The following is a 25,877-nucleotide window of genomic DNA, read 5'->3' as shown; positions in this document are numbered from 1 at the left end:
GACTTATTAAATCTAAAATTCATTCAATATGCAGAGCTTGGAGGGCGCGAGCACTTGGATGCGAATCAAAATATTGATGAATTGGGACATAAATGTGCAATGTGGGTTTTCGAACGAAAAACAGCGGTTTTTTGCCAAAATTAGGTATTTTTGAAGTCTTTAGGCCGTATATCGAAGCGCGCTAAGTGGTCATAAAATGTCTTACGTGGCAGTCCCAATGCGATTGCCGATTCAGAGGCTTTCCCATTGTTTTTCTTCAATGTTTCGATCAACACCAACTTTTCAAATGCTTCCATTTGCTGTGCCAAAGTCAGTGTTTCCGCCTTATGCGTCCGCATATTCAGCCCTAACACCATAGATTGTGCAAAATCTCGCATTTCTGGTAAGTTATCATCCCAATTCTTCGCCATAACCTGCGCATGCAGCGTATGCGGTATATCAGGCATGTCCATATCCATAGACCGCGCGGACTGGCGCATAAGGCTTTCGATTAATATAGGCAGGTCTTGTTTACGCTCTTTCAAAGTTGGCACTTTCACCTGAATAATCCTTACCCCAGCCAAATCTTCATGGAACCCGTGCTGCACAAGCTGTTCCATCGAGTGGATACTGGTGAACAACAGCCGCAAATTAGGTCGGCGGACAATCAAATCCAGCAACTGGTGTTGTTGATTGGGCGATGCCAAATTTATGTTCTTCAATGTTAAGTCAGTTAACTCTTTTGGCACATTCAAATCTTGTACTGCATTTTCTGGCACATGTTGAAAGTTCAATGACAACAATGTTTCACGATCCTCGGACAAGGAATGGATCGTATAGGCCGCTAGTTTCTTACCAACACCGATCTCACCATGTAGATGCACATGTGCTCGCAGTGATGACACTTTGCGCAAGGTTCCACGTAACTCTTTGACAGCCGCTGATTTACCAGGAAAATTCACCGATGCCGCATCTCTGTGTTTCAAAGCGCTTTCCAAACTGCGAGTTTGGCGCACCATTTTTCGGTAACTTAATGCTCGTTTCAAAACCTCTTGCAAAGCACTGGTAGAACAGGGCTTTTCCAGAAAATCATAAGCGCCTTCTTTCATCGCACGTAAGGCCATTGGCACATCAGCCTCTCCTGTCAAAAACACAACGGGCAAATCTTCATCAACGCTTTTGACGTATTCCAAAACATCAAAACCGTTCTTTTGTGGCATCCGCATATCGGATAATACAATACCTGCGAAGTTCGCACGAATGGTGCGACGTGCCTGGTCAAATCCATTTGCCTGAATCACACTGATACCTTCAAGGCTGAGCGTTTGGGTCAACGACATCCGCAAAGCATCATCATCTTCGATCAGCAGAACTTGGTGTCTCATTTCTGCTCTCTTTCAGCGGGGCGTAGGATGATAGTAAACTCTGCGCCGCCTTCAGGATGATTGCGGCATTCAATATCGCCGCCAAAACTGCCAACAATGCCGTAAGAAATAGACAGACCTAATCCCATGCCTTTGGACGATCCTGCTTCTTTCGTGGAATAAAACGGCTCAAACACACGTTCGGGATCAATCAAACCAGTACCAGTATCACGGATCGACAGGCATACCTGATCAGATGTCCGCGACAGATCCATCAAAATTCGTTTCTCCGCCTGCTCACCCATTGCATCTATGCCATTGGTCAACATGTTAATCACCACTTGCTGTAACCGCACATGGCCGCCCATCACAAAAAGTGCTTCTTTGATGCCTGTTATTTGTAAGTCGATACCTTCGATTTGACAGCGATTGGCAGATAGTGCCAAAGATTCAGCAATGACTTTTTGCAAATCAATCGCTTCGACGGTTTCTTTTTCTTTGCGGGCAAAGGCGCGTAAAGATTTGATGATACGGCTCATTCGATCCACCTGCCCTTTGATTTGTTCAAAGTTACCCTTAGCTTCGTCTTTGCGATCCAATTCAATCAAACGCGCACCGTTTTCCGCAAAATTCTGCATGGTTGCCAAGGGTTGGTTCAATTCATGACTGATCCCTGCAGACATCTGCCCAAGGGCGGTTAATTTACCCGCTTCAATCAATTGTTTTTGCGTATTGCGCAGTTGCTCTGTGCGTTTTTCCACTCGTGCCTCAAGCGTTGCGTTCGCCCTTTCTTCGATCGCCAAAAGATCTGCTAAGCGTTGTCTGCGTTGGGATAACGCCCAAAGAGCTAGGCCAATCAGGGCAAGCAACAATGCTATTAATGAAGCTTGCAGAAGCGCGCGGTATTTTGTGTCTGCTGTGTTTAAGAATGCGCGTGCTGTCATGTTAATCTGCGGAATATAACGCTCTAGTATCAACGCTTCAGCTGGCAATGTTTCCCCGTGTTTGAAACGCGCAATTGTATGGCCAAAGGTTTGATTTGTGTTGGGTGCATCTTGCGCGGCACTGATATCACGCAGAGCTAATGATGGGCGGTTTGTCACGATCGCCACATCGCTTTTATCAAAGAACGCAATCACCTCATCATCGATACGCCACTCAAACTCCAAAGCAGCAATGTCGACGTAAACGACAACCATACCTTTACTGAGACTCCTATTATCAAGAACGCCACGTGCAAAAACGAATTTACGTGATTGGTCATCACGGACATCATAGGAATAGCCAAGACGCCCGTTCTGTGCAGCATTCACATAACCTGTATTTGCAAAGGACTTTCCAATAAAATTGTCATTTTCATAAAAATTAGAGGTGGCAATGGTGCGCGCACTTGGGTCCAAAATCAGAATATCGTCAGCACCCGACACCAATGCCGTATTTAATAAAAAACCATTGATATCCTCGGGCACATCCGATCCGTTTAGCACTTTTTGGACTGTCGGATGCTTGGCCAAAATATTCGGAAGCTGCCTAAATGCAGAGAGCTGCCCCAGCAAACGGTCTCGGCTTTGTTCAATCCGAATTTGCCCCGTTTGATGTAACTGTTTTAAGCCGCTGCGATAGGACAACGTGTAGGTTCCCACAACAATGGCCAAGGCAAAAAAACCATATGCGATGGAATAAGGAAGGCGTGTTTTTGCGGTCATTCAGATCTCGAATCGCTTAAAAAGGATAGCGTCGACCCTAACTTGGCAATGGAAAATGCTGCAAGATTTTTGTGCGATAATCCGCACAAAAATTGAAACCAGCTTGTGAAAAATAGATAACGTTTTGAATTTATGTCATAAAATAAAAATATCGCAAAAAATTTGCAAAAACATCTGCCACTGCCTCTATTCTAATCACTAGGCGGATGTTCCGCAAAGACCATTGGGAGGATACCATGAAAACTATTTTTAAAGCGGCAGCTGTTGCCGCAGTCGCACTGACACCATCTGTTGCACAAGCCGCTTGTGATGCAGGTGAGGTCGTCATCAAGTTTAGCCACGTGACAAACACAGACAAGCATCCAAAAGGGATTGCCGCCTCTTTGCTTGAGCAACGTGTGAATGACGAAATGAACGGTAAAGCTTGTATGGAAGTGTTCCCGAACTCTACATTGTACAATGACAACAAAGTTCTAGAAGCAATGCTGCAAGGCGACGTTCAATTGGCAGCACCATCATTGTCAAAGTTTGAAAAATTCACAAAACAATTCCGCATTTTCGATTTGCCGTTCATGTTTAAAAACATTCAAGCGGTTGAAGCATTCCAAGCCTCAGACGCGGGGCAAGCAATGTTGGACAGCATGCAAAAACGTGGCCTTCAAGGGTTGGGATACTGGCACAATGGCATGAAGCAAATGTCAGCAAACGTACCATTGATTGCGCCATCTGATGCAAACGGTTTGAAATTCCGCGTTCAATCATCAGATGTACTGGTTGCACAGATGGAAGCTATGGGTGCAAGCCCACAGAAAATGGCGTTCTCTGAAGTATACGGCGGCTTGCAACAAGGTGTTGTGGATGGTCAGGAAAACACATGGTCAAACATCTTTGGTAAGAAGTTTTTCGAAGTGCAAGACGGTGTGACTGAAACAGACCACGGCATCTTGGATTATCTATTGGTGACAAACATCGATTGGTTGAATGGCTTGGATGCAGACGTACGCGATCAACTTATGACAATCATTTCAGAAGTGACTGAAACACGTAACGCTGAATCAACAAAAGTGAACAATGCAGCAAAAGCAGCGATGATCGAAGCTGGTGGTGTTGTGCGTGAACTTACAGCAGAACAACGTCAGGTTTGGGTTGATACGATGAAGCCAGTATGGGCTAAGTTTGAAGGCGACGTTGGCACAGATAATATCGCTGCCGCGCAAGCGATTAACGCTGCTAACTAAATTTTCAAACCAAAAGAACGGCCTCAAACCTCCCTTTGAGGCCGTTCTTATATCTAATTCATTAACGGTGGGGGAGCTGTTATGACAAAGCCATCCAACTGGATCGAACGCCTCGAAGAAAATCTTATCGCATTTTTACTTGGCGCAATGACCCTTCTGACATTCGCAAACGTGGCCGCACGCTATGCATTCAATACCAATATTTTCTACGCCTTAGAATTAACCGTCTTCATGTTTGCATGGCTGGTTTTATTAGGTGCTTCTTACGCGGTCAAGAAATCCGCACATCTAGGCGTTGATGCCATAATCAACCTTGCTGGAAAACCTATGCGCCGCAAAATGGCGTTATTTGTTTCTGCCGTCTGCATCCTCTATGCCGCCTTATTATTAAAAGGTTCTTGGGATTACTGGGCACCTTACGCCAACTTACAACCCACATCTGGACGTTGGTTCCCGACTGGTTTCACCGAAAATGTACGTGGCCAAGGCTGGTATGAAACCCAAGATGTGCCTGTACCGTTTTTCATGACATGGCTGGAAACCGTCTTTAATGACGGTGATCCATATGAGAAAATGCCAAAGGTCGTGCCTTATCTGGTGATGCCGTTGTCTATGGCCTTACTCCTATACCGTTTTTGCCAAGCTGGCATCGCGGTTTGGAAAGGCCAGTCCGACATGTTGATCGTATCCCACGAAGCCGAAGAAGACGTTGAAGAAGCTGCAAAGCTGATCAAAGAACAAGAGAAAGACTTATAATATGGAAATCTTCATTCTCTTTTCACTGGTGATCGGCCTGATGCTATTGGGTGCGCCTATTGCTGTATCCCTTGGTCTGTCATCCATTCTGTTCCTGCTGTTCTATTCTGACAGCTCATTGGCAAGTATCGCACAAACGCTTTTTGAAGCCTTTGAAGGGCACTCCACATTGCTGGCAATCCCGTTCTTTATTCTAGCTTCGTCTTTCATGTCGACTGGCGGCGTTGCCAAACGGATCATCCGTTTTTCTATCGCTTTGGTTGGTCACTTCCGTGGCGGTCTTGCCATTGCATCAGTGCTGGCCTGTATGATCTTTGCAGCCCTATCTGGCTCATCCCCTGCTACAGTGGTGGCTATCGGTTCTATTGTGATCGCAGCAATGCGTCAGGTGGGCTATACCAAAGAATTCGCTGCTGGTGTGATCTGTAATGCAGGGACTTTGGGCATCTTGATCCCACCTTCCATCGTGATGGTTGTTTATGCTGCTGCCGTGGATGTATCCGTGGGGCGTATGTTCCTTGCAGGTGTGATCCCTGGCCTATTGGCTGGTACGATGCTGATGATTGGTATCTATATCATGGCACGTATCAAAAATATGCCTGCTGGCGAATGGCAAGGTTGGGGTGAAGTGTTCACCGCTTGGCGCGAAGCGTTTTGGGGTTTGATGCTGATCGTGATCATTATGGTCGGTATCTATGGCATTCCGGGTGTTACAAAAGCGATCTTTACACCGACGGAGGCTGCGGCTGTGGCATCGATCTATGCCTTTATCGTGGCCTGTTTTATCTACCGCGATATGGGACCATTGGCCGAGCGCGAAGGCGTGGCAAAAAGCAACTTGTTGAAAAAACCACAAGCCTTGATCACCGCACTATGGCACGAAGATACGCGCCGCACATTGTTTGATGCGGGTCGTTTGGTGATTACCTTAATGTTCGTGATTGCCAATGCCCTGATCCTAAAACACGTGATTACGGATGAACAAATCCCGCAACAGATCACCAACACAATGCTGGCCTACGGTTTTGGCCCAGTGATGTTCTTGATTGTCGTGAACGTAATCCTGTTAATCGGTGGTCAGTTCATGGAACCGTCAGGATTGTTGGTGATCGTAGCACCCTTGGTGTTTCCGATTGCGATTGAGCTGGGTATTGATCCAATTCATCTGGGCATCATCATGGTCGTAAACATGGAAATCGGTATGATCACACCACCTGTGGGTTTGAACCTATTCGTAACCGCTGGTGTGGCTGGCATGTCTATGATGGGTGTTGTGCGCGCCGCATTACCATTCCTTGCAATCATGTTCGTGTTCTTGATCATGGTCACTTACATACCTTGGATATCAACGTTCCTTCCAAACATGGTCATGGGGCCAGAGGTAATCTTGAAATAAGATAACATTATTAAAAAGAAAGGCGCTGCATGAAAATGCGGCGCCTTTTTTCTTTCGTGATCATAATACTGCTTAGTCATATAAAGGGTTTAGCAAGAAATAGCCCAAACACGAGGCGAAGCCGATAAGGGTTTTGTCAAAAGGTTCATTGCGCGTAATTTGCAATAACGGCCAGTGCAGATTGGTCAGACGTCAACGACCATAATTACAATCATACATAAACAACCAGAAAAATAGGCCGATGGGTGAAGCATTAGACATGAAGGATACTAAGACCAATCAGCCAGTAGATGTTGAGATCAACACCATGGGTGAACTTGTGATCGTTCTAAAAAGTGTGCCTGTTAAATTTGAACAGAAGTATGACCACAAAAAAATGACATACACGCTTGAGGCAAGCTGGAAGCCTTAATTCATCTCGAATGCAGCCCGCAAGCCTTCGGTGCGTTGGCGTGTTAAACTTTCCTTACATGTGTTCTCAATCAAAGGCCGCATAGAGCCGCCAGAAAACATATGCCCTTCGGCAGCGCAGGATTTATCACGGTATATGATCAACGCCCTTTGTGCATCACGCAGCAAGATCACACCCTTTTCATCACCTTCTTTTGCAAGACCATTGCCCGCAGTAATATCATCATCAATTTGCTGTAAAGCATCGCGCGCCAATTGATAGGCAAGGTTCAAATCCTCATCCGCCGCCTGATACGCCTGATAAGAACAGATATTCATTGCTAATTGCGTTGTTCCACCATCGGTACAATCCAAGTCTTGGGCTGCGGCCATATTTGCCCCGCATAAGATCATCAAAACGGGGAATGGTTTCATATGGCTTTACCCAAAGTATGGTGCACCATTGTGCTTCTGTTATTTTGTAGAACGCACCGTATTGGTGCCTCGATCGCAGGGCCTTCGCCCTCTTCTGCTTCTATATAGGCTGCCAGTTTTTCTGGACCTGTGATCAGAACGTGGGTATTCGCTGCCCCCATCAATACAGGCGCCGTCATTGTGATACGATCTTCTGGTTGGGATGCGCTGGTCATCACCATCAATGGCGGTGCATCGGGGGACAAAGCCGCATGAACCTCATCTGAATCAGGGAACAACGATGCGGTGTGCATATCTGCCCCCATTCCCAACACAACAACATCAAGCGGTAGATGTGGCACATAACGTGCTGTACCATTTTTCAGCGCAGCATCTGGTGCTTCGTCAACGCCTGCCATTGGTAGTAGTTTTGCTTTGCTGCTTTCATTTTGACTGAGATAATGCTCAACCATCTTAAAGTTAGACCGAAATGCATCCGTTGGCTGTAACCGCTCGTCGGTCATCATGATCGTCACATTGGCCCAATCCAATTCTTGTAGGCTTAAACGTTCCAAAAATGGCGCTGGCGTTGTACCACCCGGAACAGCCAATGTCGCTTTGCCTTTTGTATCTAGAACCTCGGACAGTTGTTTGGCCACAATCTTGGCCAGCCCCATCATCAGTGTTTCATGGTTTGGATAATCGAATAAAATACTCATGATGAAATCTCGCGCCAGCGACGGTGGTCTTTGTGCATCAGCATCAGACTGTCATCTGGGCCATTGCCGCCTGCATCATATTCCACTGGTTTTGCTGTTCCCGCTTCCCATGCTTTGATCGCTGGATCAATCCATGCCCAAGCTGCTTCCACCTCGTCCCCACGCATAAACAGCGTCTGGTTGCCACGGATCACATCCATAATCAGACGCTCGTATGCATCTGGCATGTCTTCGATATCTTCGCCCAATGCATCCGCAAAGGTCATATCCAACGGCACTTCGCGCAGGCGCATCCCACCTGGACCTGGTTCTTTGATCGTCATGCTGAGATTGATACCTTCGTCAGGTTGCAAACGAATGGTCAGAATATTGCCCTTTAGATCCTGACTGTCCGCAAAAATCGAATGCGGCGGGTCTTTGAACACAATAGCAATCTCTGACACACGCGTGCGCAGCTTTTTACCTGTGCGCAGATAAAACGGCGTGCCCGTCCAGCGCCAATTCGACACTTCCACCTTCATCGCAACAAAGCTTTCGGTGCGGCTGTTCGGATTGCCGCTTTCAGTGCGGTAATCCTGCCCCTTATCATCAGCGCGGTATTGCCCACGCACCAAACCGCCCTCTATATCCAAAGGGTCTAACGCTTTGATGACTTTGAGTTTTTCATTACGCACAGATTCCGCGTCAAATGTGGTGGGCGGCTCCATTGCCGTTAAACACAACAGTTGCATCAGGTGATTTTGCACCATATCGCGCATCGCACCCGATTTATCATAATAGGCTCCCCGCCCTTCGACCCCCAGCGATTCAGCCGCAGTAATCTGTACATGATCGATATGTTGTGCATTCCAAAGCGGTTCGAACAAAGCATTGCCAAACCGCAGTGCCATCAAGTTTTGCACCGTCTCTTTGCCCAAGTAGTGATCAATACGATAGATTTGGTTCTCATTAAAACTATTCGCCAATTCATCGTTCAACGCCTGTGCCGTTGCCAGATCACGACCAAAAGGCTTTTCCACAACAATCCGTGATGCATCATCGGTGATTTTATGCAGTTTCAAACGCTCTGCCAAAGGGGCAAACAAAGACGGCCCAACAGAAAAGTAAAACGCGCGTACAACGTCTTTGCGCAAAGACCCAGCCAGTTCTTTCCAGCCCTCTTCGCCCATCGCATCCAGTTTGATATAGCTTAGACGTTCCAGAAAATTTTGTATCTTCTCTGCATTGCGTTTTTTGGATTTCACAAAACTTTCCAAAGCTTCTTGAACGAAGTCCTTAAAATCTTTCTGAGAGTAATCAGACCGCGCCGCCGCAATGATACGCGCCCCTTCAGGCATTTGCCCTGCACACATGCGCCGATAGAGCCCCGGTAAAATCTTACGTTTCGCCAAATCGCCCGTACCACCGATAATCACCAGATCAAAATCATCTACTGGAATTGTTTGAGCAACCATTTGGCGCACTCCCCTTCGTCGTTTTGTTCAGACTATTGCAATTGTCCCGCCCCCCTGCAAGCAAAAGGGTTATTACGCCAAAACAATCACAAAATCGTGGTATCTGCGTAAAACCTTTGCAAATGCCCGTAAAAAGTGTAGCAAAAATAGGACGATAAAACAGGCAATTGGCATGAACGACCAATCTTTTGACACGAAAAACGCAGTCCCCTACGGGAAGTTTGAAAACCCAAACATTACCGCAAAGGGCGAAGACCGCGCCTCTGTGCCTTTGATGAAAGCCACAACGCTTTGGTTTAATACGGGCACTTTGTGCAATATCGAATGCCTGAATTGCTATATTGAAAGCTCTCCAAAAAACGACGCTCTGGTCTATATAACCACGGCAGAAGTTGAAGAGTATTTGGATCAAATCGAAGAACGGAAATGGGCCACGACCGAGATTGCCTTTACGGGCGGTGAACCGTTTATGAACCCAGATATGATCGATATGATGCGCGTTTCATTGGAACGCGGATATGAGGTTTTGGTGCTGACAAACGCCATGCTGCCGATGATGCGCAAAACTGTGAAAGCTGGATTGTTAGAGTTGCAAGCGCAGTATGGCGATAAAATCACAATGCGTATTTCACTAGATCACTTTAAGGCCGAATTACACGACGAAGAACGTGGAAAGGGCAGCTATGCCGTGACCATCAAAGGTATGCAGTGGCTGCGTGACAATGGTTTCACTATGGCAGTTGCGGGTCGTACACTTTGGGGTGACAGTGACGAAGACAGCCGCGCAGGATACAAAGCCCTGTTTGAAGAGCATAATTTTGAAATAGATGCGTATAGCCCTGGCATGACAGTGCTGTTTCCTGAGATGGATGAAACTGTGGAAGTTCCTGAAATTACAACAGCTTGCTGGGGTATATTAAACAAATCTCCACGCGATATTATGTGCGCATCATCGCGTATGGTTGTGAAACGTAAGGGTGCAGATAAACCAGCGGTTTTGGCCTGTACATTGCTGCCGTATAGCCCTGAATTTGAACTGGGTGAAACTTTGGAAGAGGCCGAAGGTGCTGTGAAGTTAAACCACAAACATTGTGCAAAATTCTGTGTTTTAGGTGGCGCTAGCTGCTCAGCCTAGTCCTGCTTTGGCGATTGCATAAGATTGTCACGCAAAGCATGAATTGTTTCGACCAAACCATCCAATGTCTGCAAATCCATCCCTGTTGCACCAACAATACATTTTGTAACTTCACCTGCGTGCGATTGTAATGCACGCCCAGTGTCTGTCAGCGATGCTATAACACGGCGCTCGTCCTTTTCACTGCGTTTACGTTGAATATGCCCAAGGGTTTCTAATCGCTTTAACAGCGGCGTGACGGTACCTGAATCCAATTTCATATGATGGCACAACGATCCCACAGTTTGATGATCTTCTTCCCATAAAACCGTCAATAAGATGTATTGCGGATATGTTAGGTTCAATTTTTTCAGCAAAGGCGTGTAAGCACGGTTAAACGCGTGACCTGCGGAATAAACTGCGAAACAAATCAACTCGTCAGCAGTGCTTGGCAATTCTGAACTGGTTTTCTGTTCTGACATCAACATCATTCCTTATATTGTGACCAAGGCCCCTTTTCTTTTCGATATTCCAGCATTGACTTACTGGCAAGCTTTTGTATTTTAATTGCATACAATACAATTGTTAACAATATAAAATGGAGAAGACAATGTCTTGGTTACCCAGCCTAATCGCCGACACGCCCGAGCAAGGTTATGAGATTGCAATCAAACTATCCCGCATGGCCGTGAAAAAAACACAACCAGATGATACCGCACGTGAAAAGATGCGCCCAATCTATGCAAGTGATTCAGACGCGTTGATCAATGTATCGCAAGTCGTTGCCACCAATTTTCAAACGGTTGCTGCTGCAAATAACTATTGGAAATAACAAAAAGCGTGTGGCGTTCGTGCCATACGCTGTTTTATAAGTGATTAGCGTTGGTTTAGGGCGTCTTCTAAAACTGATTTTACAACATCCAAATCAACATCGCGATCGACATAAGCTTCGCCAATGCCACGCGCCATGATGAATGTCAGCTTACCAGATTGCACCTTCTTATCTTGGTACATCAACTCCAACAAAGCATCCGCATCAGGCAGTTCCCCTGGAATATCCGCCAAATCCACCTTCATATCCATCGCTTTTAGGTGCTCACGCACACGGCTGGGCGCCTCTTGGCTGCATAAGCCCAGACGCATAGAGGTTTCAAACGCCAAAGCACACCCAATGGCCACCCCTTCACCATGAAGCAAACGATCTGAGTATCCCGTTGCCGCCTCTAATGCATGGCAAAATGTGTGCCCAAGGTTCAACAGCGCGCGGTCGCCCCGCTCTTTTTCATCACGCGATACAATATCAGCTTTCATCTCGCAGGATCGCTTCACAGCATAGATGCGCTTTTCCACATCCCCTGCTGCCAATGCAGGGCCGTTTTCTTCGAGCCAGTCAAAGAATTGTGCGTCACCCAAAAGGCCGTATTTAGCAACTTCGCCATAGCCAGACAGAAAATCACGTTCGGTCATCGTGCCCAAGATATCCACATCTGCCAGAACCAATTGTGGTTGATAGAAGGCACCGACCAGATTTTTACCATGCGGGGAATTAATCGCTGTTTTACCCCCAACAGAGCTGTCAACTTGTGCTAACAGTGATGTTGGAATTTGCACAAATCGAACACCACGACGTAAAATAGCGGCAGAAAAACCCACTAAATCACCAATAACCCCACCTCCGAACGCAATCACGACGTCATCGCGCTCGATCTTTTCGGCCAGCAACCATTCAACGGTTTTTTCCAACATCGGCCATGATTTTGTGGCCTCACCCGCAGGTAAAGTTAACGCAGATGATGTGATACCTTCAGCCGACAAACCATCCTGGAGTGTTTGCAAATGTAACCCGGCAACATTTTCATCTGTGACGATTGCAACGTGGTTTCTGTTTAAAAACGGTTTCACATGCTTTGCAGCATTTGGCACCAAATCTGGGCCAATCAGAATATCATATGAACGATCTTTTAGATCAACATGAACGGTTTCGTGCGTCATGTGTTATCCTTTTTGCACGCCGCTAAGCGGGTTATTTAACAATACTTGCACAGTTTTATCTGTCATCGCTTCCAAACTGAGATTGGGTTCAGATTCCACTGATAGTTCTGCCTTAGCATAAAACGGAGCGCGTTCATCATAAAGCTCAGAAAGTTTGGCATATGGATCAGGAACACGCAGCAAAGGACGGGTGTTTTTATGCCTGACACGTTCCCACAATATATCCAAATCAGCGTTCAACCATAAAGCAACGCCTTTATCCGTTATCAAGCGACGGTTTTCAGCAGACATATAGGCTCCACCACCCGTGGACAGTACACAAGGTTCCCCTTCGAGCAAACGATCCAGAACTTGTGTTTCTTTTTGACGAAAGAACGGTTCGCCATCGCGCTCAAATATCTCGGCAATAGACATATTCGCAGCTTTTACAATTTCTTCATCCGAATCTAGGAACTTTGCGCCAAATTCTTGCGCAACCAAACGACCCACAGCAGTTTTACCAGCGCCCATAAGCCCAACTAAAACAATGGTTTTTGTCAATTTGTAGCTCACAATGAACCCCAACTTTCCCGATCCGATCACAAAGTGGCGAAGTTTTGCTGCAACTTGCCCCAGACGGATGACTTTTCCTATAATCGTGATAACATCACAGCCAGACAAGACAAGGTGGAACCGTCCACTAACAGGCAGTTAAGGTAATTTGATGGGTCGTTTGATAAAATTTTTATTCGTTTTGGCAATTTTAAGCCTGATAGGCTTGGTTGGGTATTCTTATTTCGGCGATATTTCTTCCCCGAATGTAGAAATCATTCAACCCGTACCTTCAAATGATAGCTAGATCTGCTTTTGTCGCGCTAACTTTGTCAGTTTTAGCGACTCAAACCTATTCTGATCCGCTTTCTGCTGTTGATTGGCTGTCAGAATCTCTTGAACAACCGCAAACTGTGGCGCCAGAGAAGCCTTTGGAGGGCATCTCTATCGAGGGGATTGAAACGACAACGCTGACAAACATCCAAAAAGATACTGTTGGGCTATTTCCATCGCAAATATCAGGCATCCCAATTGATTTTTGGGGCACCAGTAATGTTGAACGTTTGGCTGTTATTATACGCAATGCACCAAAAGGCCAAATCCCTGCTATAACAGCGCTATGGCGCCGTATTGTTTTGGCTGAGATCAATCCGCCAGTCGTTGGGACATCATCCCATTCGTTACTTGCAGCCCGTTTAGACAATCTCTTAATGGCAGGTGATCTTGATCCAGCCGAAGCTTTACTCAAAGCGGCCAATCCACAAGACTCTGAATTGTTTCGGCGGTGGTTTGATGTCAGTATATTAACGCAACGCACAGATGACGCATGCAAGCGTATGGCAAACAATCCAAATTTTGCACCGACACTTCAGGCACGTATCTTTTGCCTTGCCCGTCTTGGAGATTGGAAAGCGGCTGAACTAACGTTATCCACCAGTCAAGCGATCGGATCTATTTCTGATCAGGAAGCACTCTTAGCTGGTATGTTTTTGGATCCAGAGGCATTCGAAAGCGATGCAGCCCCTGAATTACCAGAAAAATTAACGCCTTTAACATTCGTAATGCGTGAAAGCCTGGCACTACCACGCCCGGCACACAGCTTACCATTAGCGTTTCTTCATTTAGATTTGCAAAACAATGCAGGATGGAAAGTACGGATTACATCTGCAGAACGATTGGTGCGTGAAAATGCACTTCCCACAACGGCTTTGTTAAACCTTTACCTAGAGGGTTCGCCATCTGCCTCTGGAAGTGTCTGGGACCGTGTCGCAGCTGTTCAAAAACTAAATGATGCCTTTGCTTCAGGGGACGATGACAAGCTTTCAGATACTTTAGTAGAAGCTTATAACCAATTGAAAAATATAAATTTAGAATTTTTACTGGCAGATTGGTTCGCGCCTGCACTTTTAGATCATGACTTAACATCAGCAGCCCAAGAGATTGCATTTAAGCTGGCAGTTCTACACCCAGATGCTACCGCATTAGCCCCGAAATTTGCTTCAAGTGCACAAGATGATCAGTTCATTATATCTATACTGTCTGACGACTTCACAACACCAGCAAAGACCGATATGCAATCCGCAATATCTAATGCTTTGCAAGGTTTCAGCCAAAAATCGGCTCTGCATCTTGCAATTGAAGACAACAGAAAAGGCGAAGCTATTATATCCGCCCTAACGTTGCTGCATGATGGACCAGAAACGGATGTTGGGGATATTGAAACAGCGCTCTCTGTTATGGCTTATGACGGTTTTAAAGAAGAAGCTAAACGCATTGCAATTCAGCTTCTGGTTCTAGGAAAAAACACATGACGGGACATTGGATTGAAACCTTCCTTGAGGCTATCCAAGCTGAGCAAGATGCCTCTGAGAACACAATCATGGCTTATGCACGTGACCTACGTGAGTTTGAAGCGTTTTTGAGTGGCATAAAACACGATTTCAAATCTGCAGAACGTGCAGATGTGGAAAGCTATATTATTGATCTGGAAACACGTGGGATGGCAGCGTCTACAAGAGCACGGCGATTATCTGCTGTGCGCCAATTATTCCGCTTTGCATTCGAAGAAAGCTGGCGGCCTGATGATCCATCAGCCCAAATCAAAGGTCCCCGCAAGACCAAACACCTGCCTAATACGTTAAGCGAGGCCGATGTTGATCGGTTATTAGAGGCCTCGACACAAACAGGGCGCAAAAAATACGACTGCTTACGCAACACATGCTTAATGCAGTTGCTTTATGCCACAGGTATGCGCGTATCCGAGCTCGTATCCCTGCCCGTTGCAGCCATTCGTGGTAATCCAGAAATGTTGTTGGTTAAGGGTAAAGGTGGCAAAGAACGTATGGTGCCTCTATCGCCGCCTGCAAAAATGGCAGCGGCTGTATATTTAAAGGAACGTGATGCACGCGAAGCTATGGCGCAAACAAAAGGGAAAGCGCCTTCAAGGTTCTTGTTCCCTTCAAATGGTAAGCTTGGTCATCTGACACGTATTCGGTTTTACACTTTAGTCAAAGAAATAGCCGTTAATGCTGGTGTCAGCCCCGATACGGTGACACCTCATACTTTACGTCATGCTTTTGCGACACACCTGTTGGCAAATGGTGCTGATTTACGTGTTATCCAAATGCTTTTGGGACATGCAGATGTCGCAACAACAGAGATTTACACACATGTTCTAGATGAAAAATTGAAATCATTAGTTTTGGATCATCATCCAATGGCAAAAGATTAAAGATGCATCTCTGATGGCAAAGTGTCTTCGCTAGGCCAATAGCCTGTCTTTAAGGTTTCATGATACCCCTGTACTAGGCCAACTTGTTCCATTGCAATCGATGCGGCAGTAAAATTATACTCTAATTCTTTGATTTCAATGCCATTTTTACCCAAAAGGGCATAGTGTGTTTGCGGCTTACCATTATGGGATGGCATGCCTATCGCACCTGAGTTGGTCCATTGAACACCTTTGACAATACGTTGCATTGGGATGCCAGAATGGCCTGCTATCACATGATCAATTGGGCCCACTTGTTCGGCCAGAAGTTCGATTTCCCGTATAATGACATCATCTGAGGTCACAGGCCAAATAAATCGAGAGACATCTAATGCTCCCCCATGAATTACAACATATTTTTTAGTGTTGTGAATGAAGAGAATGCGGTCTGGCAATCCCCCCATCCATGATTTGTTTTCTGTGCTGACTTGATCCGTTGCATGAGCGTACCACCCCCGCGAAAGCAATGAACATTCTGATCCTTCGTCATAACCACATCCACAGTCCAAAGCATTTGCAGCTAATTGAATTTCACAATTCCCAGCTAAGACAGGTGATTTTAGGCTACGCATTTTGTCACAACAAGCCCGTGCATCTGCACAATACGCAACGACATCTCCAGAACAGATAATATTTTGTGGCGCGATATTATTCATATTTGCTACGTCTAAAAACGCATCTAAGGCATGAAGATTTGAATAGACGCCACCAAACAGCAACATATCGCCGTGAATTTCGCCCAAATCCTGAATTTTCATATCGTTACATCCCTTGATGTGGCATCTGTGAAGCCCCATAACATATGGGACAGGTTTAGATGTAAGGATATCCACGCGGATGGAAACCATAATGTTAATTTCAGCTGATTTAGATGCAGCTTTTTGGATCACAATCGTCGCAATTCTTGCGCTATTGATCATTTCAGCATTTTTTTCAGGCTCTGAAACGGCTTTGACGGCTGCAAGCCGCGGTAAATTACACGGCCTTGCCGAGCAAGGGTCGCGTGGCGCAAAACGCGCCCTATTGTTGACAGATGATAACGAACGTTTGATTGGTTCAGTTTTACTGGGCAATAACTTAGTGAATATTTTGGCCACAGCCCTTGCCACCAGCCTGTTTACACGATTGTTCGGCGAAAGTGGTGTGGCGCTTGCAACGCTTGTGATGACTATTTTAGTTTTGATTTTTGCAGAGGTTCTTCCAAAGACCTATGCGATCACCAATGCAGAGGCAGCGGCTACAGGTGTGTCTGCCCCTATTCGTATATTGGTTATTTTCTTATCCCCAATTGTAGCTGCTGTTCAATTATTTGTGCGCAATGTCTTACGTCTGTTCGGCGTAAAGATGACTGGAAATGATACCGATGCAGCCCAAGAGGAGATTGCAGGTGCGATTGCACTTGGCCACGTGGAAGGTAATTTTCAAAAAGACGACCGTGACCGTCTGCTAGGCGCGCTTGATTTAAAAGACCGCGAAGTTGAAGAGATCATGCTACACCGTTCTGATATTGAAATGATTGATGTCGATGATGAGCCACAATCCATTGTGCGCCAGTGTTTAGACTCTTCGCACACGCGCTTACCGCTGTTTAAAGACGATCCAGAAAACATCGTTGGCGTCATACATGCCAAAGATCTATTGCGCGTTGTAGAAAAGTTGCTTCGCAACGGGGCGGATCGTGAAAAAGCCATGTCGAAGTTAAAGATACTCGACATTGCGATGAAACCATATTTCGTACCTGAAACGACTACGTTAGACGATCAGATGCGTCAATTTCTTGTGCGCCACACACATTTCGCGTTGGTTGTAGACGAATATGGTGCCTTACAAGGCTTGATCACATTAGAAGATATTCTAGAGGAAATCGTGGGCGAAATTACCGATGAACACGACACTGATGACGAGTTGGAAAAGAGCAAAGATGCCAAAGGTAACTATGAAATCGATGGTGCAGCAACGATCCGCGATGTGAACCGTTCATACGATTGGAACCTACCCGATGAAGAAGCAAACACAGTGGCTGGCCTTGTCATTTATGACGCTCAGATGATCCCTAACATTGGTCAAGTTTTTAGCTTTCATGGATACCGCTTCCAAATTGTGGGACGGGAACAGAACCGCATTACAAAGTTAAAAGTACGTCCCTTGTCTTAACGGCCTTTGAATAGGCTGCCTAAGACACCGCGGATCAAAGTTTGCCCTGCTTTGCTACCCAACTGGCGTGCCAAAGATTTGGCAAATGTAGTACCAACGCTGTCCCCCCGAGAAGATCGACGTCGAGTTGTTCTCTTGGCCTCTTCTGCATCATAACGACGTGCTAATTTGCGAGACTTTTCTTCGGCTTCTAATTTTTCTTCAGCTTCTTCTGCTAAACGCGCTTCTTCAGCAGCAGCTCTTGAACGTTCGCCTAAAATTTCAAACGCAGATTCACGATCCATTTCAGTCTCATAAAGACCCGCAACATGGGATTGTTTAATAACAGCATCTCGTTCAGCAGCTGTTATTGGGCCAAGTTGTGACGATGGTGGACGAATAAGCGTTTGTTCAACAATCGTGGGCATACCTTTTTTTTCTAATGTCGAAACCAAAGCTTCGCCGATGCTTAACTCGATTAGTGTTTTGGCCGTATCAAATCTTTCATTTGTTCGGAATGTTGCTGCAGCTCTCTTCAGGGCAACCTGATCTCTTGGCGTAAACGCACGCAGTGCGTGTTGTATTCGGTTGCCAAGCTGCCCCAAAATATCATTAGGGATATCTGTCGGACTTTGAGTTACGAAATAGATACCAACCCCTTTTGAACGGATAAGCCTAACGACTTGCTCTACTTTTTTGATCAAAACACTTGGGGCTTCATCGAACAATAGATGTGCCTCATCAAAAAAGAACACAAACTTTGGCTTATCTGGATCACCTATTTCAGGAAGCTCTTCAAAGAGTTCAGATAACATCCACAGTAAGAAAGTCGCATATAAACCAGGCGACTGCATAAGTTTGTCAGAAGCCAGAATATTGATGCGTCCACGCCCGTTTGGCGTTGTCGTAATCATATCAGTTAGATTCAATGCAGGTTCACCAAAAAAATTAGATGCACCTTGATTTTCCAATACCAATAATTTGCGCTGAATTGCTCCAATTGAAGATACTGAAATATTACCATATTTCAAAGAAACTTCTTTGGCGTTTTCACCGAGCCATACCAATATTGCGCGTAAGTCTTTAAGGTCCATTAAAGCAAGGCCTTGTTCATCAGCAATGCGAAATGCAATATTTAAAATACCTTCTTGTACCTCTCGTAACCCTAAAAGGCGTGACAGTAAAAGCGGGCCCATTTCTGTAATTGTAGTGCGTACAGGATGCCCCTGCTCACCAAACAAGTCCCAAAATGTAACTGGAAAACTTTCGTATCCATAATCTTCAAAGCCGATTTTCTCTGCGCGGCTTGTGAAAGCATCATGCAGTTTAAAATCTGGGGAACCGGCATTCACGATGCCAGACAGGTCACCTTTAACATCTGACATAAAAACAGGAACACCTGCTTTCGAAAAACTTTCCGCCAAAATTTGCAGCGTGACTGTCTTACCAGTGCCAGTTGCGCCTGCAATCAAACCATGCCTGTTAGCATATTTTAAGATCAAATTTTGGTGAGTGGTGTAATCTTCGCCACCGCCGCCAATAAAAATACGATCATTTTCAGACATGAAACCCGCCCTTTATTCCATAATAGTTTTGCATAACTATATGGCTTGAAACTTGACAAAAAACAATCTTCTTAAAAATTCATTATATTTTTGCAAAATATTTCACAAAACAAACACATTTTCTTTAAAAAATACATACTTAGGCTGTTGACGGATAAACTCTTACGTTCTAAATTCTTTTCACAATTCGGCCAGTCCGATAGGGAGAATGCCAAAAAGGCACAAAAAAGACGCATCATCAGATGTGTCTTTTTTTATTGGCATAAACTCGCTTAGCAAACTGCCTCAAATTGCCGTCACAAAATTTGACCTGACAAACTTCTATTTGCTTTGTATTACTCTGTTTGAATGAATCGAATGAGTGAGATTTTAAATGAATAATGTATTCCTAACATCTATGGTTGCTCTTGGCCTAAGTTTTGGCGCAGCAAGCTTTGCACAAGACACAACAACGCCAGCTGCAGAAGAAACAACAACTGAAGCTGCCGAAGAAGCAAAAACTGAAGCACCAAAAGTTGAAGAAGCGCAACCAGAAGTAGTGAATAAGGATGATGAAAAGTTTCCTATTTCAGAAGATGGGAAGACAAAGAAAGTTCCAATTGGAACTGAAATTGTTAAATCTGAACATGGAGATTGGAAAGTAGCTTGTTTTGTTTTGCCAGAAGGTGAACCAGAGCGATGCCGTTTATACCAACTTCTTGTTGATAAAGACGACAACCCTGTTGCACAATACTATGTATCTGCTTTGGCCGAAGCTGCGAAAGCAGAAGCTGGTGTAGATTTCATATCACCACTTGGAACTTTGTTAACATCAAAAGCAACAATGCGCGTGGATGCGGGTAAAGCCCAGCAATATCCATTTGGTTGGTGTGACGCACTAGGGTGTATTGCACGTTATGGCTTAACAAAAACAGAAGTCGATAACATGAAAAAAGGTAGTAAGGCGGTAATGACGATCGTTGCTGCAGCAGATCCAAAGAACCCTATCGAACTTAATTTGTCTTTGACAGGTTTCACAGCAGCATGGAATGCCTTGAAGGGTAAATAACTCCACACCTCATTCGTAGGAAAAGCCCTGTGTTTTAGCAGGGCTTTTTATACTTTACGCAGTGCCAAAACGGCATTTAGCCCACCAAAAGCAAATGCATTCGTAATGGCCACATTGATTTTCTGTTGGCGCGCAGTATTTGGAACGACATCTAAATTACACTCAGGGTCAGCTATGGAATGGTTGATTGTTGGAGCTATCATTCCATCTTTAACGGCTGCAATCGTCGCGAGTAATTCCACACCACCTGTGCCTCCAATAAGATGACCATGCATTGCTTTGGTTGAAGATACCATGACAGTATCAGCCGCAGCGCCCAAAGCTTCACGGATTGCAGCGCATTCAGTTCTATCGTTAGCCGCAGTCGCAGTACCATGTGCATTGATATATCCAACATCTTCTGGTGATACATTAGCATCACGCAACGCACGACGGATCGCACTGGCAGCACCTTTTTGGCTAGGCATCACAATATCAGAAGCATCTGAAGTCATTGCAAAACCAATAAGTTCGGCCAAAATATCTGCGCCACGTGCTTTAGCATGTTCGTAATCTTCAAACACAAAAACAGCAGCACCTTCACCTTGTACCATACCATTGCGTGTAGCACAGAACGGACGGCAGCCGTCCTTTGACATCACACGCAGGCCTTCCCATGCTTTGATCCCTCCAAAGCACAACATACTTTCACTACCACCTGTGATCATCACCTCGGACATGCCTGAGCGGATCATATGATAAGCTTGCCCCATTGCATGGTTAGAGGACGCGCATGCACTTGCAACAGTAAAGCTTGGCCCATTCAAACCGTAAATCATAGAGATGTGGCTTGCAGCAGCATTGTTCATTAAACGCGGCACAACAAAGGGATGTACACGATTTTTACCGTCCTCATAAACGGAACGGTAATTTTCATCCTGTGTGGTTAAGCCGCCACCAGCAGTGCCCAAGATAACACCTGTGTGTGTTGCCAATTCCTCTGGGAATTCCAGTCCACTTTGAGCAATCGCTTCTTTAGCGGCAATCAAGGCAAATTGAGTAAACGGATCATACAAACCGATTTCTTGACGACTAAAATGATCTTCTGCTCTGTAATCTTTGATTTGACCACCAATTGAAACGTTCAGACGGTCCACATTGGCAAATTCCAATGTATCAATCCCGCACGCCCCATTAGACATAGCACCCAATGTGGATTTAACGTCTTTGCCCAAAGCATTGATTGTACCCTGTCCTGTTATAACAACACGGCGCATGAGTCTGTTATGCTTTCTGGGCGGCAATAAGATCTTCGACTGCCGTCACAATGGATTTAATGGATGAAATGTCAAAGCTCGATGCTTTTGGATCATTTGCATTGAAGGGAACTTGTATATCAAATTCTTCTTCTATTGAAAAAATGCACTCTACCAGCGCCATGGAGTCGACGCCCAACTCTTCTAATGTAGATGATGGTGATACATCACTGGGCTCTAAAAAGGCTTGTTCAGCCACGATCGCAATGATTTTATCTTCAACAGACATGACTGATATATCCTCATATTTCAGTTACAGCTTCCCATAGCGGTTTTAGTCTTTCTTGAAAACAATTTTTTCGAGTGCCGCGACCTTTGCGACAAGCCTTGGCAAACGTCGCGTTGCTTTGTAAATTTCAACATTTGTTTCCATTTTCACAGCTGGATTACCCATGATAACACGTTTTGGCGGTACGTTCGATGATATCCCAGTTTTGCCAGCAGCAATCACATCAGACCCGATTGTGACGTGATCGGCAACACCACATTTGCCGCCTAAAATAACACGATCACCAACGACTGTACTGCCACCAATGCCAACATTGCCACAAAGCAAACAGTTGTCACCAATCACAACATTATGGCCAATTTGCACGACATTATCGACCTTTGTTCCGTTACCAATTACAGTGTCAGCTATGGTTCCTCTATCAATCGTCGAACACGCCCCGATTTCAACATTGTCCCCGATAGACACGGCACCAAGCGAGTTAATACGCGCAAAACCAGCCGTCTCACTTGCAGCAGAGATCGTACCTGTTTTGCGTGCCTCTTCGATGGCACCAGGTTGTGGAGTTACGAAGGAAAATCCATCTGCGCCAACCACACAATTCGGTTGAGCAATAAAACCATTACCAATACGAACACGCGCACCAATGCGAGCACCTTGCAAAATAAGAGCATCGTTCCCAATCACAGCATCTTCGGCGATTGATGCATGTGATGCTACGCGAACATTATCCCCTATTGTGACATTTGCACCTATGGTAACGAATGGATCAATAGATGGGTTCGCACCAATCTTTGCAGAAGGATCAATAACAGCGGATGCATGTATACCCGATCCAATTTGAGGTTTCTTTTCGAAAACATGTGTTACACCCGACAAGACATACCGTGATCTAGGTGCAAAAATTGCAGCCTCTAATCCTAATGACTGCCAATCTGCGCCGTCCCAGACTACAGCTGCTTTGGCATTCCCTTCTTGCAGTGCATCACTGTAGGTTTCCTCCATTGCCAAAGCCAAATGATCTGCAGTCGCGTGTTGGGGTTGATTTACAGTTGTTACGACAAGATCAAGGTTGCCTGCTGCCTCTGCACCAAGTGCTGTGGCAATGTCTTTGATAGTATAGTGTGTCATGTGAAGCCTTATGAAAACGGGCGCCTGATTTGCACCAGCCGCCCGTAAAAAAATGAACCAGTTAAAACTATTTTAGCTTTGAACTGCCCTCAATGAAACCCCAGCTTTGCTTAAAGCGTTAAACACTTTTTTATCGCGCCCATAGATATCTGGATAGAACGATACTGCAGAGGCATCACCGAAATATGCTGTGCGATATGTCAAATATACAGGCACAGGTTTTGCCAAGTTTACATATTGCTCTTTCTTAGTATCTAGGAATGTGTGGAAGGCCCCTTTTGGGTTCGATGTTTGTTTTTCCAAAAGCTTATAGGCAAAATCGAACGGTTTTTGTAAACGCACACAACCATGGCTGAATGCACGTACTTCACGGTTAAACAAGCTTTTGCTTGGTGTGTCATGCAAATAGATGTTGTATTTATTCGGGAACATAAACTTCACTAGACCCAAAGCGTTTTGGGGATCGGGGCGCTGCTTAATATAATAAGGGAAGTTCTTTTCGTTATATCCTGACAAATCAACACTTGCAGGGCTTACAGATTTTCCGCTTTGCGAAATCATCACCATATTACGGCGCTTTAAAAAACTTGGATCTTTGCGGATGATTGGCAAATATTCCTTACCCGCAATGGAACGTGGTACGTGCCATGTTGGATTTATCACCATATGTGTCATTTCATCATAGAACTCAGGCGTTCTGTCTTTGGCGCGCTTACCAATCACGGCACGCGTTTCAAATGACGAACGGCCATTGTCCATTAGGTAAACTGTGTAAGAGGCTAAATTCACAAATACATTGCGATCTCCACGTGGGAAATTCATCCAACGTTCGCGTTCTAAGTTCACTAAAACCTTAACCAATTTATCCTTTGGACCTTGGTTCAAACGGCCAATCGTACCAGGACCAGCAACACCATCTGGATTAAGGCCATTCGCTGTTTGGAACTTCTGAACAGCTGTTTTAAGACCATCATCAAACAGTGGTGCATTGCCAAGCTTACCATAACCCAATTTAGTCAAACGTTGGCGCAGCAAGATAACAGAGTTACTTGATGATCCTTTTTTCAAAGTGCGGCTTGGGATAGATTGAATACCCGCAGATGCACCAAGAGCACGTTCTAGTTTCTTTTTTTCAACCAACAGTTTCTGATATTCTTTTGTTTTTGGCTGTAATGACTTCAAAAAACCAGCTGGGGAACTTTTTGCAAATGCTGCTAAAAGTTTCTCATCACTACGTCGAGGACGGTTAACAGCAAGTTCTGGGTCGATTTTTTTTGGGTTTACTGCACCAGATGTCAAATCATGAGCATATTGCAGGTAAGTCTTAGTCGCTAAAAGTTCTGCGGAGCCAACATTTTGTTTCCCACGTGCAGACTTTAATGCGCTTTCCAATTTGTCGATCTTATATCGAGCAGTTGGTAAACCATGATTGCCCGATGATTTAAGCGATGCCAATAATGCTTTACGACGTGCTTTATTTTTACTCCCAACCCAAATCGGTTTGTAATTTGTGGAAGCGTAAAATGCTTTAATACCTTTTGCATTCTTCCCTACTTTTGCAACCGACGTGTAAACCTCTTTATTGTTAACGACGGTTTGCGCTGTTGCTGCAATAGCTGGAAAAAGAAACGAAATTGTGAGTAGAATAAACGCCTTTCTGGCGTTGTTACTTAAAAAATACATAGTGTCCCCCAAAAAACACGGTCAGTTACACAGATTCTATATTAGCATTCTTACATCATTGCTCGAACTGTCCAATCAACTTTTCGGCAAGTATTCGCTTATATGGTTCATATATGCACCAATTCTTAAGAACAAAAAGGGATCATGGCGCATATAAGCGGAAAATCGCGTAAACCACGGAGATTGCAGTATATTTCTTCAGTGCTGCAAAGTTAACACTTGGAAAACGAATCACTTTGTGGCATATAGTCTTCACCTAATTTTGAGGGAAAGTTAGGAAAGGCTCTGCGAAAAGGGCTGTAAACGGGATAATGGACAGGCAATTTAATGACTGGAAAGACGAATAGCGTGATTTCACGCCGCAAGCTACTTGGTGCATTTGCTGGCGTATCTATGATTTCTGCAGCTCCTGTATATGCAGGTGCCGCTGGTTACCTTAAAGGTGCTGGCAATATTCGGCGCATTGCAATGCGTTCTGGTCGTACAGGCGAAAGCATCGACACAATCTATTGGATTGAAGGCCAGTACATAAAACCCGCCCTTGAAGAATTCAATTATTTCATGCGTGATTGGCGCGAAGATTCAGTTAAAAACATTGATCGTCGCCAAGTGGATGTTCTTGCCGCCACACACAACTTGCTAAACACAAACGAACCCTTCCAACTTTTATCTGGTTACCGCTCTTCGCGCACAAATTCGATGCTGCGCAGCCGCAGCCGCGGTGTTGCAAAGGACAGCTATCACGTTAAGGGCATGGCAACAGACGTTCGTCTCAGCTCTCGTTCGGTCGGCCAAATGGCGCGTGCAGCAGTATCGTGCAACGGTGGTGGTGTTGGGCGTTACTCACGGTCTAACTTTGTACACATGGATTGCGGTCCAATCCGTACATGGGGCGGTTAAGAAAGCTTAACACTCAGAACGAAATAACCCGCTCCAATTTGAAGCGGGTTTTATTTTGTATTGCTGTTAA

General features: G+C 45.2%; 25 protein-coding genes. 11 read left to right on the top strand and 14 right to left on the bottom strand.

Features of this window, described 5'->3' with window-relative positions; genetic code table 11:
- Positions 1 to 140: 140 nt before the first annotated feature.
- Positions 141 to 1,364 (bottom strand): sigma-54 dependent transcriptional regulator, encoded by a 1,224-nt coding sequence (locus tag F9L33_RS02380; RefSeq protein WP_152141128.1) that lies wholly within the window; start codon positions 1,362 to 1,364, stop codon positions 141 to 143.
- The gene (locus F9L33_RS02375; protein WP_152141127.1) at positions 1,361 to 3,049 is read right to left on the bottom strand and encodes a sensor histidine kinase; all 1,689 of its coding nucleotides are present in this window, start codon (positions 3,047 to 3,049) and stop codon (positions 1,361 to 1,363) included. The genes F9L33_RS02380 and F9L33_RS02375 overlap by 4 nt, the downstream gene beginning before the upstream one ends.
- Positions 3,050 to 3,285: 236 nt before the next feature.
- On the opposite strand from F9L33_RS02375, the gene F9L33_RS02370 reads away from it, so the two are divergent.
- The 4 genes from F9L33_RS02370 to F9L33_RS15690 all read left to right on the top strand — a co-directional run bounded on the left by F9L33_RS02370 (position 3,286) and on the right by F9L33_RS15690 (position 6,851).
- Positions 3,286 to 4,287, top strand: coding sequence for a DctP family TRAP transporter solute-binding subunit (locus tag F9L33_RS02370; RefSeq protein ID WP_152141126.1), 1,002 nt, complete (start codon positions 3,286 to 3,288; stop codon positions 4,285 to 4,287).
- 81 nt (positions 4,288 to 4,368) lie between these two features.
- Positions 4,369 to 5,043, top strand: a complete 675-nt coding sequence (locus F9L33_RS02365; RefSeq protein WP_152141125.1) for a TRAP transporter small permease — start codon at positions 4,369 to 4,371, stop codon at positions 5,041 to 5,043.
- Between the two features lies 1 nt (position 5,044).
- Positions 5,045 to 6,439 (top strand): TRAP transporter large permease, encoded by a 1,395-nt coding sequence (locus F9L33_RS02360; protein WP_152141124.1) that lies wholly within the window; start codon positions 5,045 to 5,047, stop codon positions 6,437 to 6,439.
- 259 nt (positions 6,440 to 6,698) lie between these two features.
- Entirely contained in the window at positions 6,699 to 6,851 is a 153-nt protein-coding gene (locus tag F9L33_RS15690) for a hypothetical protein (protein ID WP_226803911.1), read from the top strand.
- Here the strand turns inward: F9L33_RS15690 and F9L33_RS02355 are convergent.
- Genes F9L33_RS02355 through zwf form a run of 3 tightly spaced genes read right to left on the bottom strand, consistent with a single transcriptional unit; the run spans position 6,848 to position 9,416 of the window.
- The gene (locus F9L33_RS02355) at positions 6,848 to 7,264 is read right to left on the bottom strand and encodes a lysozyme inhibitor LprI family protein (RefSeq protein ID WP_152141123.1); all 417 of its coding nucleotides are present in this window, start codon (positions 7,262 to 7,264) and stop codon (positions 6,848 to 6,850) included. The two genes, F9L33_RS15690 and F9L33_RS02355, sit on opposite strands and share 4 nt — an antisense overlap.
- Positions 7,261 to 7,962 (bottom strand): 6-phosphogluconolactonase, encoded by a 702-nt coding sequence (pgl, locus tag F9L33_RS02350; protein ID WP_152141122.1) that lies wholly within the window; start codon positions 7,960 to 7,962, stop codon positions 7,261 to 7,263. The genes F9L33_RS02355 and pgl overlap by 4 nt, the downstream gene beginning before the upstream one ends.
- On the bottom strand, positions 7,959 to 9,416 hold the full coding sequence (zwf, locus tag F9L33_RS02345) for a glucose-6-phosphate dehydrogenase (RefSeq protein WP_152141121.1): 1,458 nt from the start codon (positions 9,414 to 9,416) through the stop codon (positions 7,959 to 7,961). The genes pgl and zwf overlap by 4 nt, the downstream gene beginning before the upstream one ends.
- Before the next feature lie 172 nt (positions 9,417 to 9,588).
- Between zwf and F9L33_RS02340 the strand changes: the two genes are divergently transcribed.
- A complete protein-coding gene (locus F9L33_RS02340; RefSeq protein WP_152141120.1) occupies positions 9,589 to 10,551 on the top strand; it encodes a radical SAM protein in 963 nt (320 codons plus the stop codon).
- Here F9L33_RS02340 and F9L33_RS02335 read toward each other — a convergent pair.
- Positions 10,548 to 11,012 (bottom strand): MarR family winged helix-turn-helix transcriptional regulator, encoded by a 465-nt coding sequence (locus F9L33_RS02335; protein ID WP_152141119.1) that lies wholly within the window; start codon positions 11,010 to 11,012, stop codon positions 10,548 to 10,550. The two genes, F9L33_RS02340 and F9L33_RS02335, sit on opposite strands and share 4 nt — an antisense overlap.
- Positions 11,013 to 11,140: 128 nt before the next feature.
- Between F9L33_RS02335 and F9L33_RS02330 the strand changes: the two genes are divergently transcribed.
- Positions 11,141 to 11,362 (top strand): hexameric tyrosine-coordinated heme protein, encoded by a 222-nt coding sequence (locus F9L33_RS02330; protein WP_226803909.1) that lies wholly within the window; start codon positions 11,141 to 11,143, stop codon positions 11,360 to 11,362.
- Between the two features lie 44 nt (positions 11,363 to 11,406).
- On the opposite strand, the gene aroB is transcribed toward F9L33_RS02330, so the two are convergent.
- Positions 11,407 to 12,522, bottom strand: coding sequence for a 3-dehydroquinate synthase (aroB, locus tag F9L33_RS02325; RefSeq protein WP_152141117.1), 1,116 nt, complete (start codon positions 12,520 to 12,522; stop codon positions 11,407 to 11,409).
- A 3-nt stretch (positions 12,523 to 12,525) separates the two neighbouring features.
- Positions 12,526 to 13,074, bottom strand: coding sequence for a shikimate kinase (locus tag F9L33_RS02320; protein WP_152141116.1), 549 nt, complete (start codon positions 13,072 to 13,074; stop codon positions 12,526 to 12,528).
- Positions 13,075 to 13,349: 275 nt separating this feature from the next.
- Here F9L33_RS02320 and F9L33_RS02315 point away from each other — a divergent pair, with 275 nt between their 5' ends.
- Positions 13,350 to 14,864 (top strand): hypothetical protein, encoded by a 1,515-nt coding sequence (locus tag F9L33_RS02315; RefSeq protein WP_193221943.1) that lies wholly within the window; start codon positions 13,350 to 13,352, stop codon positions 14,862 to 14,864.
- Positions 14,861 to 15,784: a site-specific tyrosine recombinase XerD gene (locus F9L33_RS02310; RefSeq protein WP_152141114.1), complete on the top strand. Its 924-nt coding sequence runs from the start codon at positions 14,861 to 14,863 to the stop codon at positions 15,782 to 15,784. The genes F9L33_RS02315 and F9L33_RS02310 overlap by 4 nt, the downstream gene beginning before the upstream one ends.
- On the opposite strand, the gene F9L33_RS02305 is transcribed toward F9L33_RS02310, so the two are convergent.
- The gene (locus F9L33_RS02305) at positions 15,781 to 16,581 is read right to left on the bottom strand and encodes a metallophosphoesterase (RefSeq protein WP_152141113.1); all 801 of its coding nucleotides are present in this window, start codon (positions 16,579 to 16,581) and stop codon (positions 15,781 to 15,783) included. The two genes, F9L33_RS02310 and F9L33_RS02305, sit on opposite strands and share 4 nt — an antisense overlap.
- A 91-nt stretch (positions 16,582 to 16,672) precedes the next feature.
- Between F9L33_RS02305 and F9L33_RS02300 the strand changes: the two genes are divergently transcribed.
- Positions 16,673 to 17,977, top strand: a complete 1,305-nt coding sequence (locus tag F9L33_RS02300) for an HlyC/CorC family transporter (RefSeq protein WP_370452070.1) — start codon at positions 16,673 to 16,675, stop codon at positions 17,975 to 17,977.
- Here F9L33_RS02300 and F9L33_RS02295 read toward each other — a convergent pair.
- Positions 17,974 to 19,521: a helicase HerA-like domain-containing protein gene (locus tag F9L33_RS02295; RefSeq protein WP_152141111.1), complete on the bottom strand. Its 1,548-nt coding sequence runs from the start codon at positions 19,519 to 19,521 to the stop codon at positions 17,974 to 17,976. The genes F9L33_RS02300 and F9L33_RS02295 overlap by 4 nt on opposite strands.
- Before the next feature lie 373 nt (positions 19,522 to 19,894).
- Here F9L33_RS02295 and F9L33_RS02290 point away from each other — a divergent pair, with 373 nt between their 5' ends.
- The gene (locus F9L33_RS02290) at positions 19,895 to 20,569 is read left to right on the top strand and encodes an invasion associated locus B family protein (protein ID WP_152141110.1); all 675 of its coding nucleotides are present in this window, start codon (positions 19,895 to 19,897) and stop codon (positions 20,567 to 20,569) included.
- 47 nt (positions 20,570 to 20,616) lie between these two features.
- Here the strand turns inward: F9L33_RS02290 and F9L33_RS02285 are convergent, their stop codons facing one another.
- The 4 genes from F9L33_RS02285 to F9L33_RS16020 form a co-directional block, all read right to left on the bottom strand.
- Positions 20,617 to 21,825: a beta-ketoacyl synthase gene (locus F9L33_RS02285; RefSeq protein WP_152141109.1), complete on the bottom strand. Its 1,209-nt coding sequence runs from the start codon at positions 21,823 to 21,825 to the stop codon at positions 20,617 to 20,619.
- 7 nt (positions 21,826 to 21,832) lie between these two features.
- Positions 21,833 to 22,093 (bottom strand): acyl carrier protein, encoded by a 261-nt coding sequence (locus tag F9L33_RS02280; RefSeq protein ID WP_152141108.1) that lies wholly within the window; start codon positions 22,091 to 22,093, stop codon positions 21,833 to 21,835.
- 45 nt (positions 22,094 to 22,138) lie between these two features.
- The gene (gene lpxD / locus F9L33_RS02275) at positions 22,139 to 23,224 is read right to left on the bottom strand and encodes a UDP-3-O-(3-hydroxymyristoyl)glucosamine N-acyltransferase (RefSeq protein WP_152141107.1); all 1,086 of its coding nucleotides are present in this window, start codon (positions 23,222 to 23,224) and stop codon (positions 22,139 to 22,141) included.
- A gap of 72 nt (positions 23,225 to 23,296) precedes the next feature.
- Positions 23,297 to 24,907, bottom strand: a complete 1,611-nt coding sequence (locus F9L33_RS16020) for a murein L,D-transpeptidase (protein ID WP_152141106.1) — start codon at positions 24,905 to 24,907, stop codon at positions 23,297 to 23,299.
- 327 nt (positions 24,908 to 25,234) lie between these two features.
- Here F9L33_RS16020 and F9L33_RS02265 point away from each other — a divergent pair, with 327 nt between their 5' ends.
- Positions 25,235 to 25,807 (top strand): DUF882 domain-containing protein, encoded by a 573-nt coding sequence (locus tag F9L33_RS02265; protein ID WP_152141105.1) that lies wholly within the window; start codon positions 25,235 to 25,237, stop codon positions 25,805 to 25,807.
- Positions 25,808 to 25,877 lie beyond the last annotated feature (70 nt).

The sequence above is a fragment of the Amylibacter sp. SFDW26 genome (assembly GCF_009184395.1).
GTDB lineage: Bacteria > Pseudomonadota > Alphaproteobacteria > Rhodobacterales > Rhodobacteraceae > Amylibacter.
The sequence above is the reverse complement of the archived record's forward strand: the minus strand, read 5'-3'. Positions and strand labels throughout refer to the sequence as shown.

Bases quoted from the DNA above. Each gene is read 5' to 3' on its own strand.
- F9L33_RS02375 (WP_152141127.1), bottom strand. From the start codon at position 3,049: ATGACCGCAAAAACACGCCTTCCTTATTCCATCGCATATGGTTTTTTT.
- F9L33_RS02335 (WP_152141119.1), bottom strand. From the start codon at position 11,012: ATGTCAGAACAGAAAACCAGTTCAGAATTGCCAAGCACTGCTGACGAG.
- F9L33_RS02290 (WP_152141110.1), top strand. From the start codon at position 19,895: ATGAATAATGTATTCCTAACATCTATGGTTGCTCTTGGCCTAAGTTTT.
- aroB (WP_152141117.1), bottom strand. From the start codon at position 12,522: ATGACGCACGAAACCGTTCATGTTGATCTAAAAGATCGTTCATATGAT.
- F9L33_RS02305 (WP_152141113.1), bottom strand. From the start codon at position 16,581: ATGAAAATTCAGGATTTGGGCGAAATTCACGGCGATATGTTGCTGTTT.
- F9L33_RS02295 (WP_152141111.1), bottom strand. From the start codon at position 19,521: ATGTCTGAAAATGATCGTATTTTTATTGGCGGCGGTGGCGAAGATTAC.
- F9L33_RS02300 (WP_370452070.1), top strand. From the start codon at position 16,673: ATGTTAATTTCAGCTGATTTAGATGCAGCTTTTTGGATCACAATCGTC.
- F9L33_RS02360 (WP_152141124.1), top strand. From the start codon at position 5,045: ATGGAAATCTTCATTCTCTTTTCACTGGTGATCGGCCTGATGCTATTG.
- F9L33_RS02280 (WP_152141108.1), bottom strand. From the start codon at position 22,093: ATGTCTGTTGAAGATAAAATCATTGCGATCGTGGCTGAACAAGCCTTT.
- F9L33_RS02265 (WP_152141105.1), top strand. From the start codon at position 25,235: ATGACTGGAAAGACGAATAGCGTGATTTCACGCCGCAAGCTACTTGGT.
- lpxD (WP_152141107.1), bottom strand. From the start codon at position 23,224: ATGACACACTATACTATCAAAGACATTGCCACAGCACTTGGTGCAGAG.
- F9L33_RS02340 (WP_152141120.1), top strand. From the start codon at position 9,589: ATGAACGACCAATCTTTTGACACGAAAAACGCAGTCCCCTACGGGAAG.
- F9L33_RS15690 (WP_226803911.1), top strand. From the start codon at position 6,699: ATGAAGGATACTAAGACCAATCAGCCAGTAGATGTTGAGATCAACACC.
- F9L33_RS16020 (WP_152141106.1), bottom strand. From the start codon at position 24,907: ATGTATTTTTTAAGTAACAACGCCAGAAAGGCGTTTATTCTACTCACA.
- F9L33_RS02380 (WP_152141128.1), bottom strand. From the start codon at position 1,364: ATGAGACACCAAGTTCTGCTGATCGAAGATGATGATGCTTTGCGGATG.
- F9L33_RS02370 (WP_152141126.1), top strand. From the start codon at position 3,286: ATGAAAACTATTTTTAAAGCGGCAGCTGTTGCCGCAGTCGCACTGACA.
- pgl (WP_152141122.1), bottom strand. From the start codon at position 7,962: ATGAGTATTTTATTCGATTATCCAAACCATGAAACACTGATGATGGGG.
- F9L33_RS02310 (WP_152141114.1), top strand. From the start codon at position 14,861: ATGACGGGACATTGGATTGAAACCTTCCTTGAGGCTATCCAAGCTGAG.
- zwf (WP_152141121.1), bottom strand. From the start codon at position 9,416: ATGGTTGCTCAAACAATTCCAGTAGATGATTTTGATCTGGTGATTATC.
- F9L33_RS02365 (WP_152141125.1), top strand. From the start codon at position 4,369: ATGACAAAGCCATCCAACTGGATCGAACGCCTCGAAGAAAATCTTATC.
- F9L33_RS02330 (WP_226803909.1), top strand. From the start codon at position 11,141: ATGTCTTGGTTACCCAGCCTAATCGCCGACACGCCCGAGCAAGGTTAT.
- F9L33_RS02355 (WP_152141123.1), bottom strand. From the start codon at position 7,264: ATGAAACCATTCCCCGTTTTGATGATCTTATGCGGGGCAAATATGGCC.
- F9L33_RS02315 (WP_193221943.1), top strand. From the start codon at position 13,350: ATGATAGCTAGATCTGCTTTTGTCGCGCTAACTTTGTCAGTTTTAGCG.
- F9L33_RS02285 (WP_152141109.1), bottom strand. From the start codon at position 21,825: ATGCGCCGTGTTGTTATAACAGGACAGGGTACAATCAATGCTTTGGGC.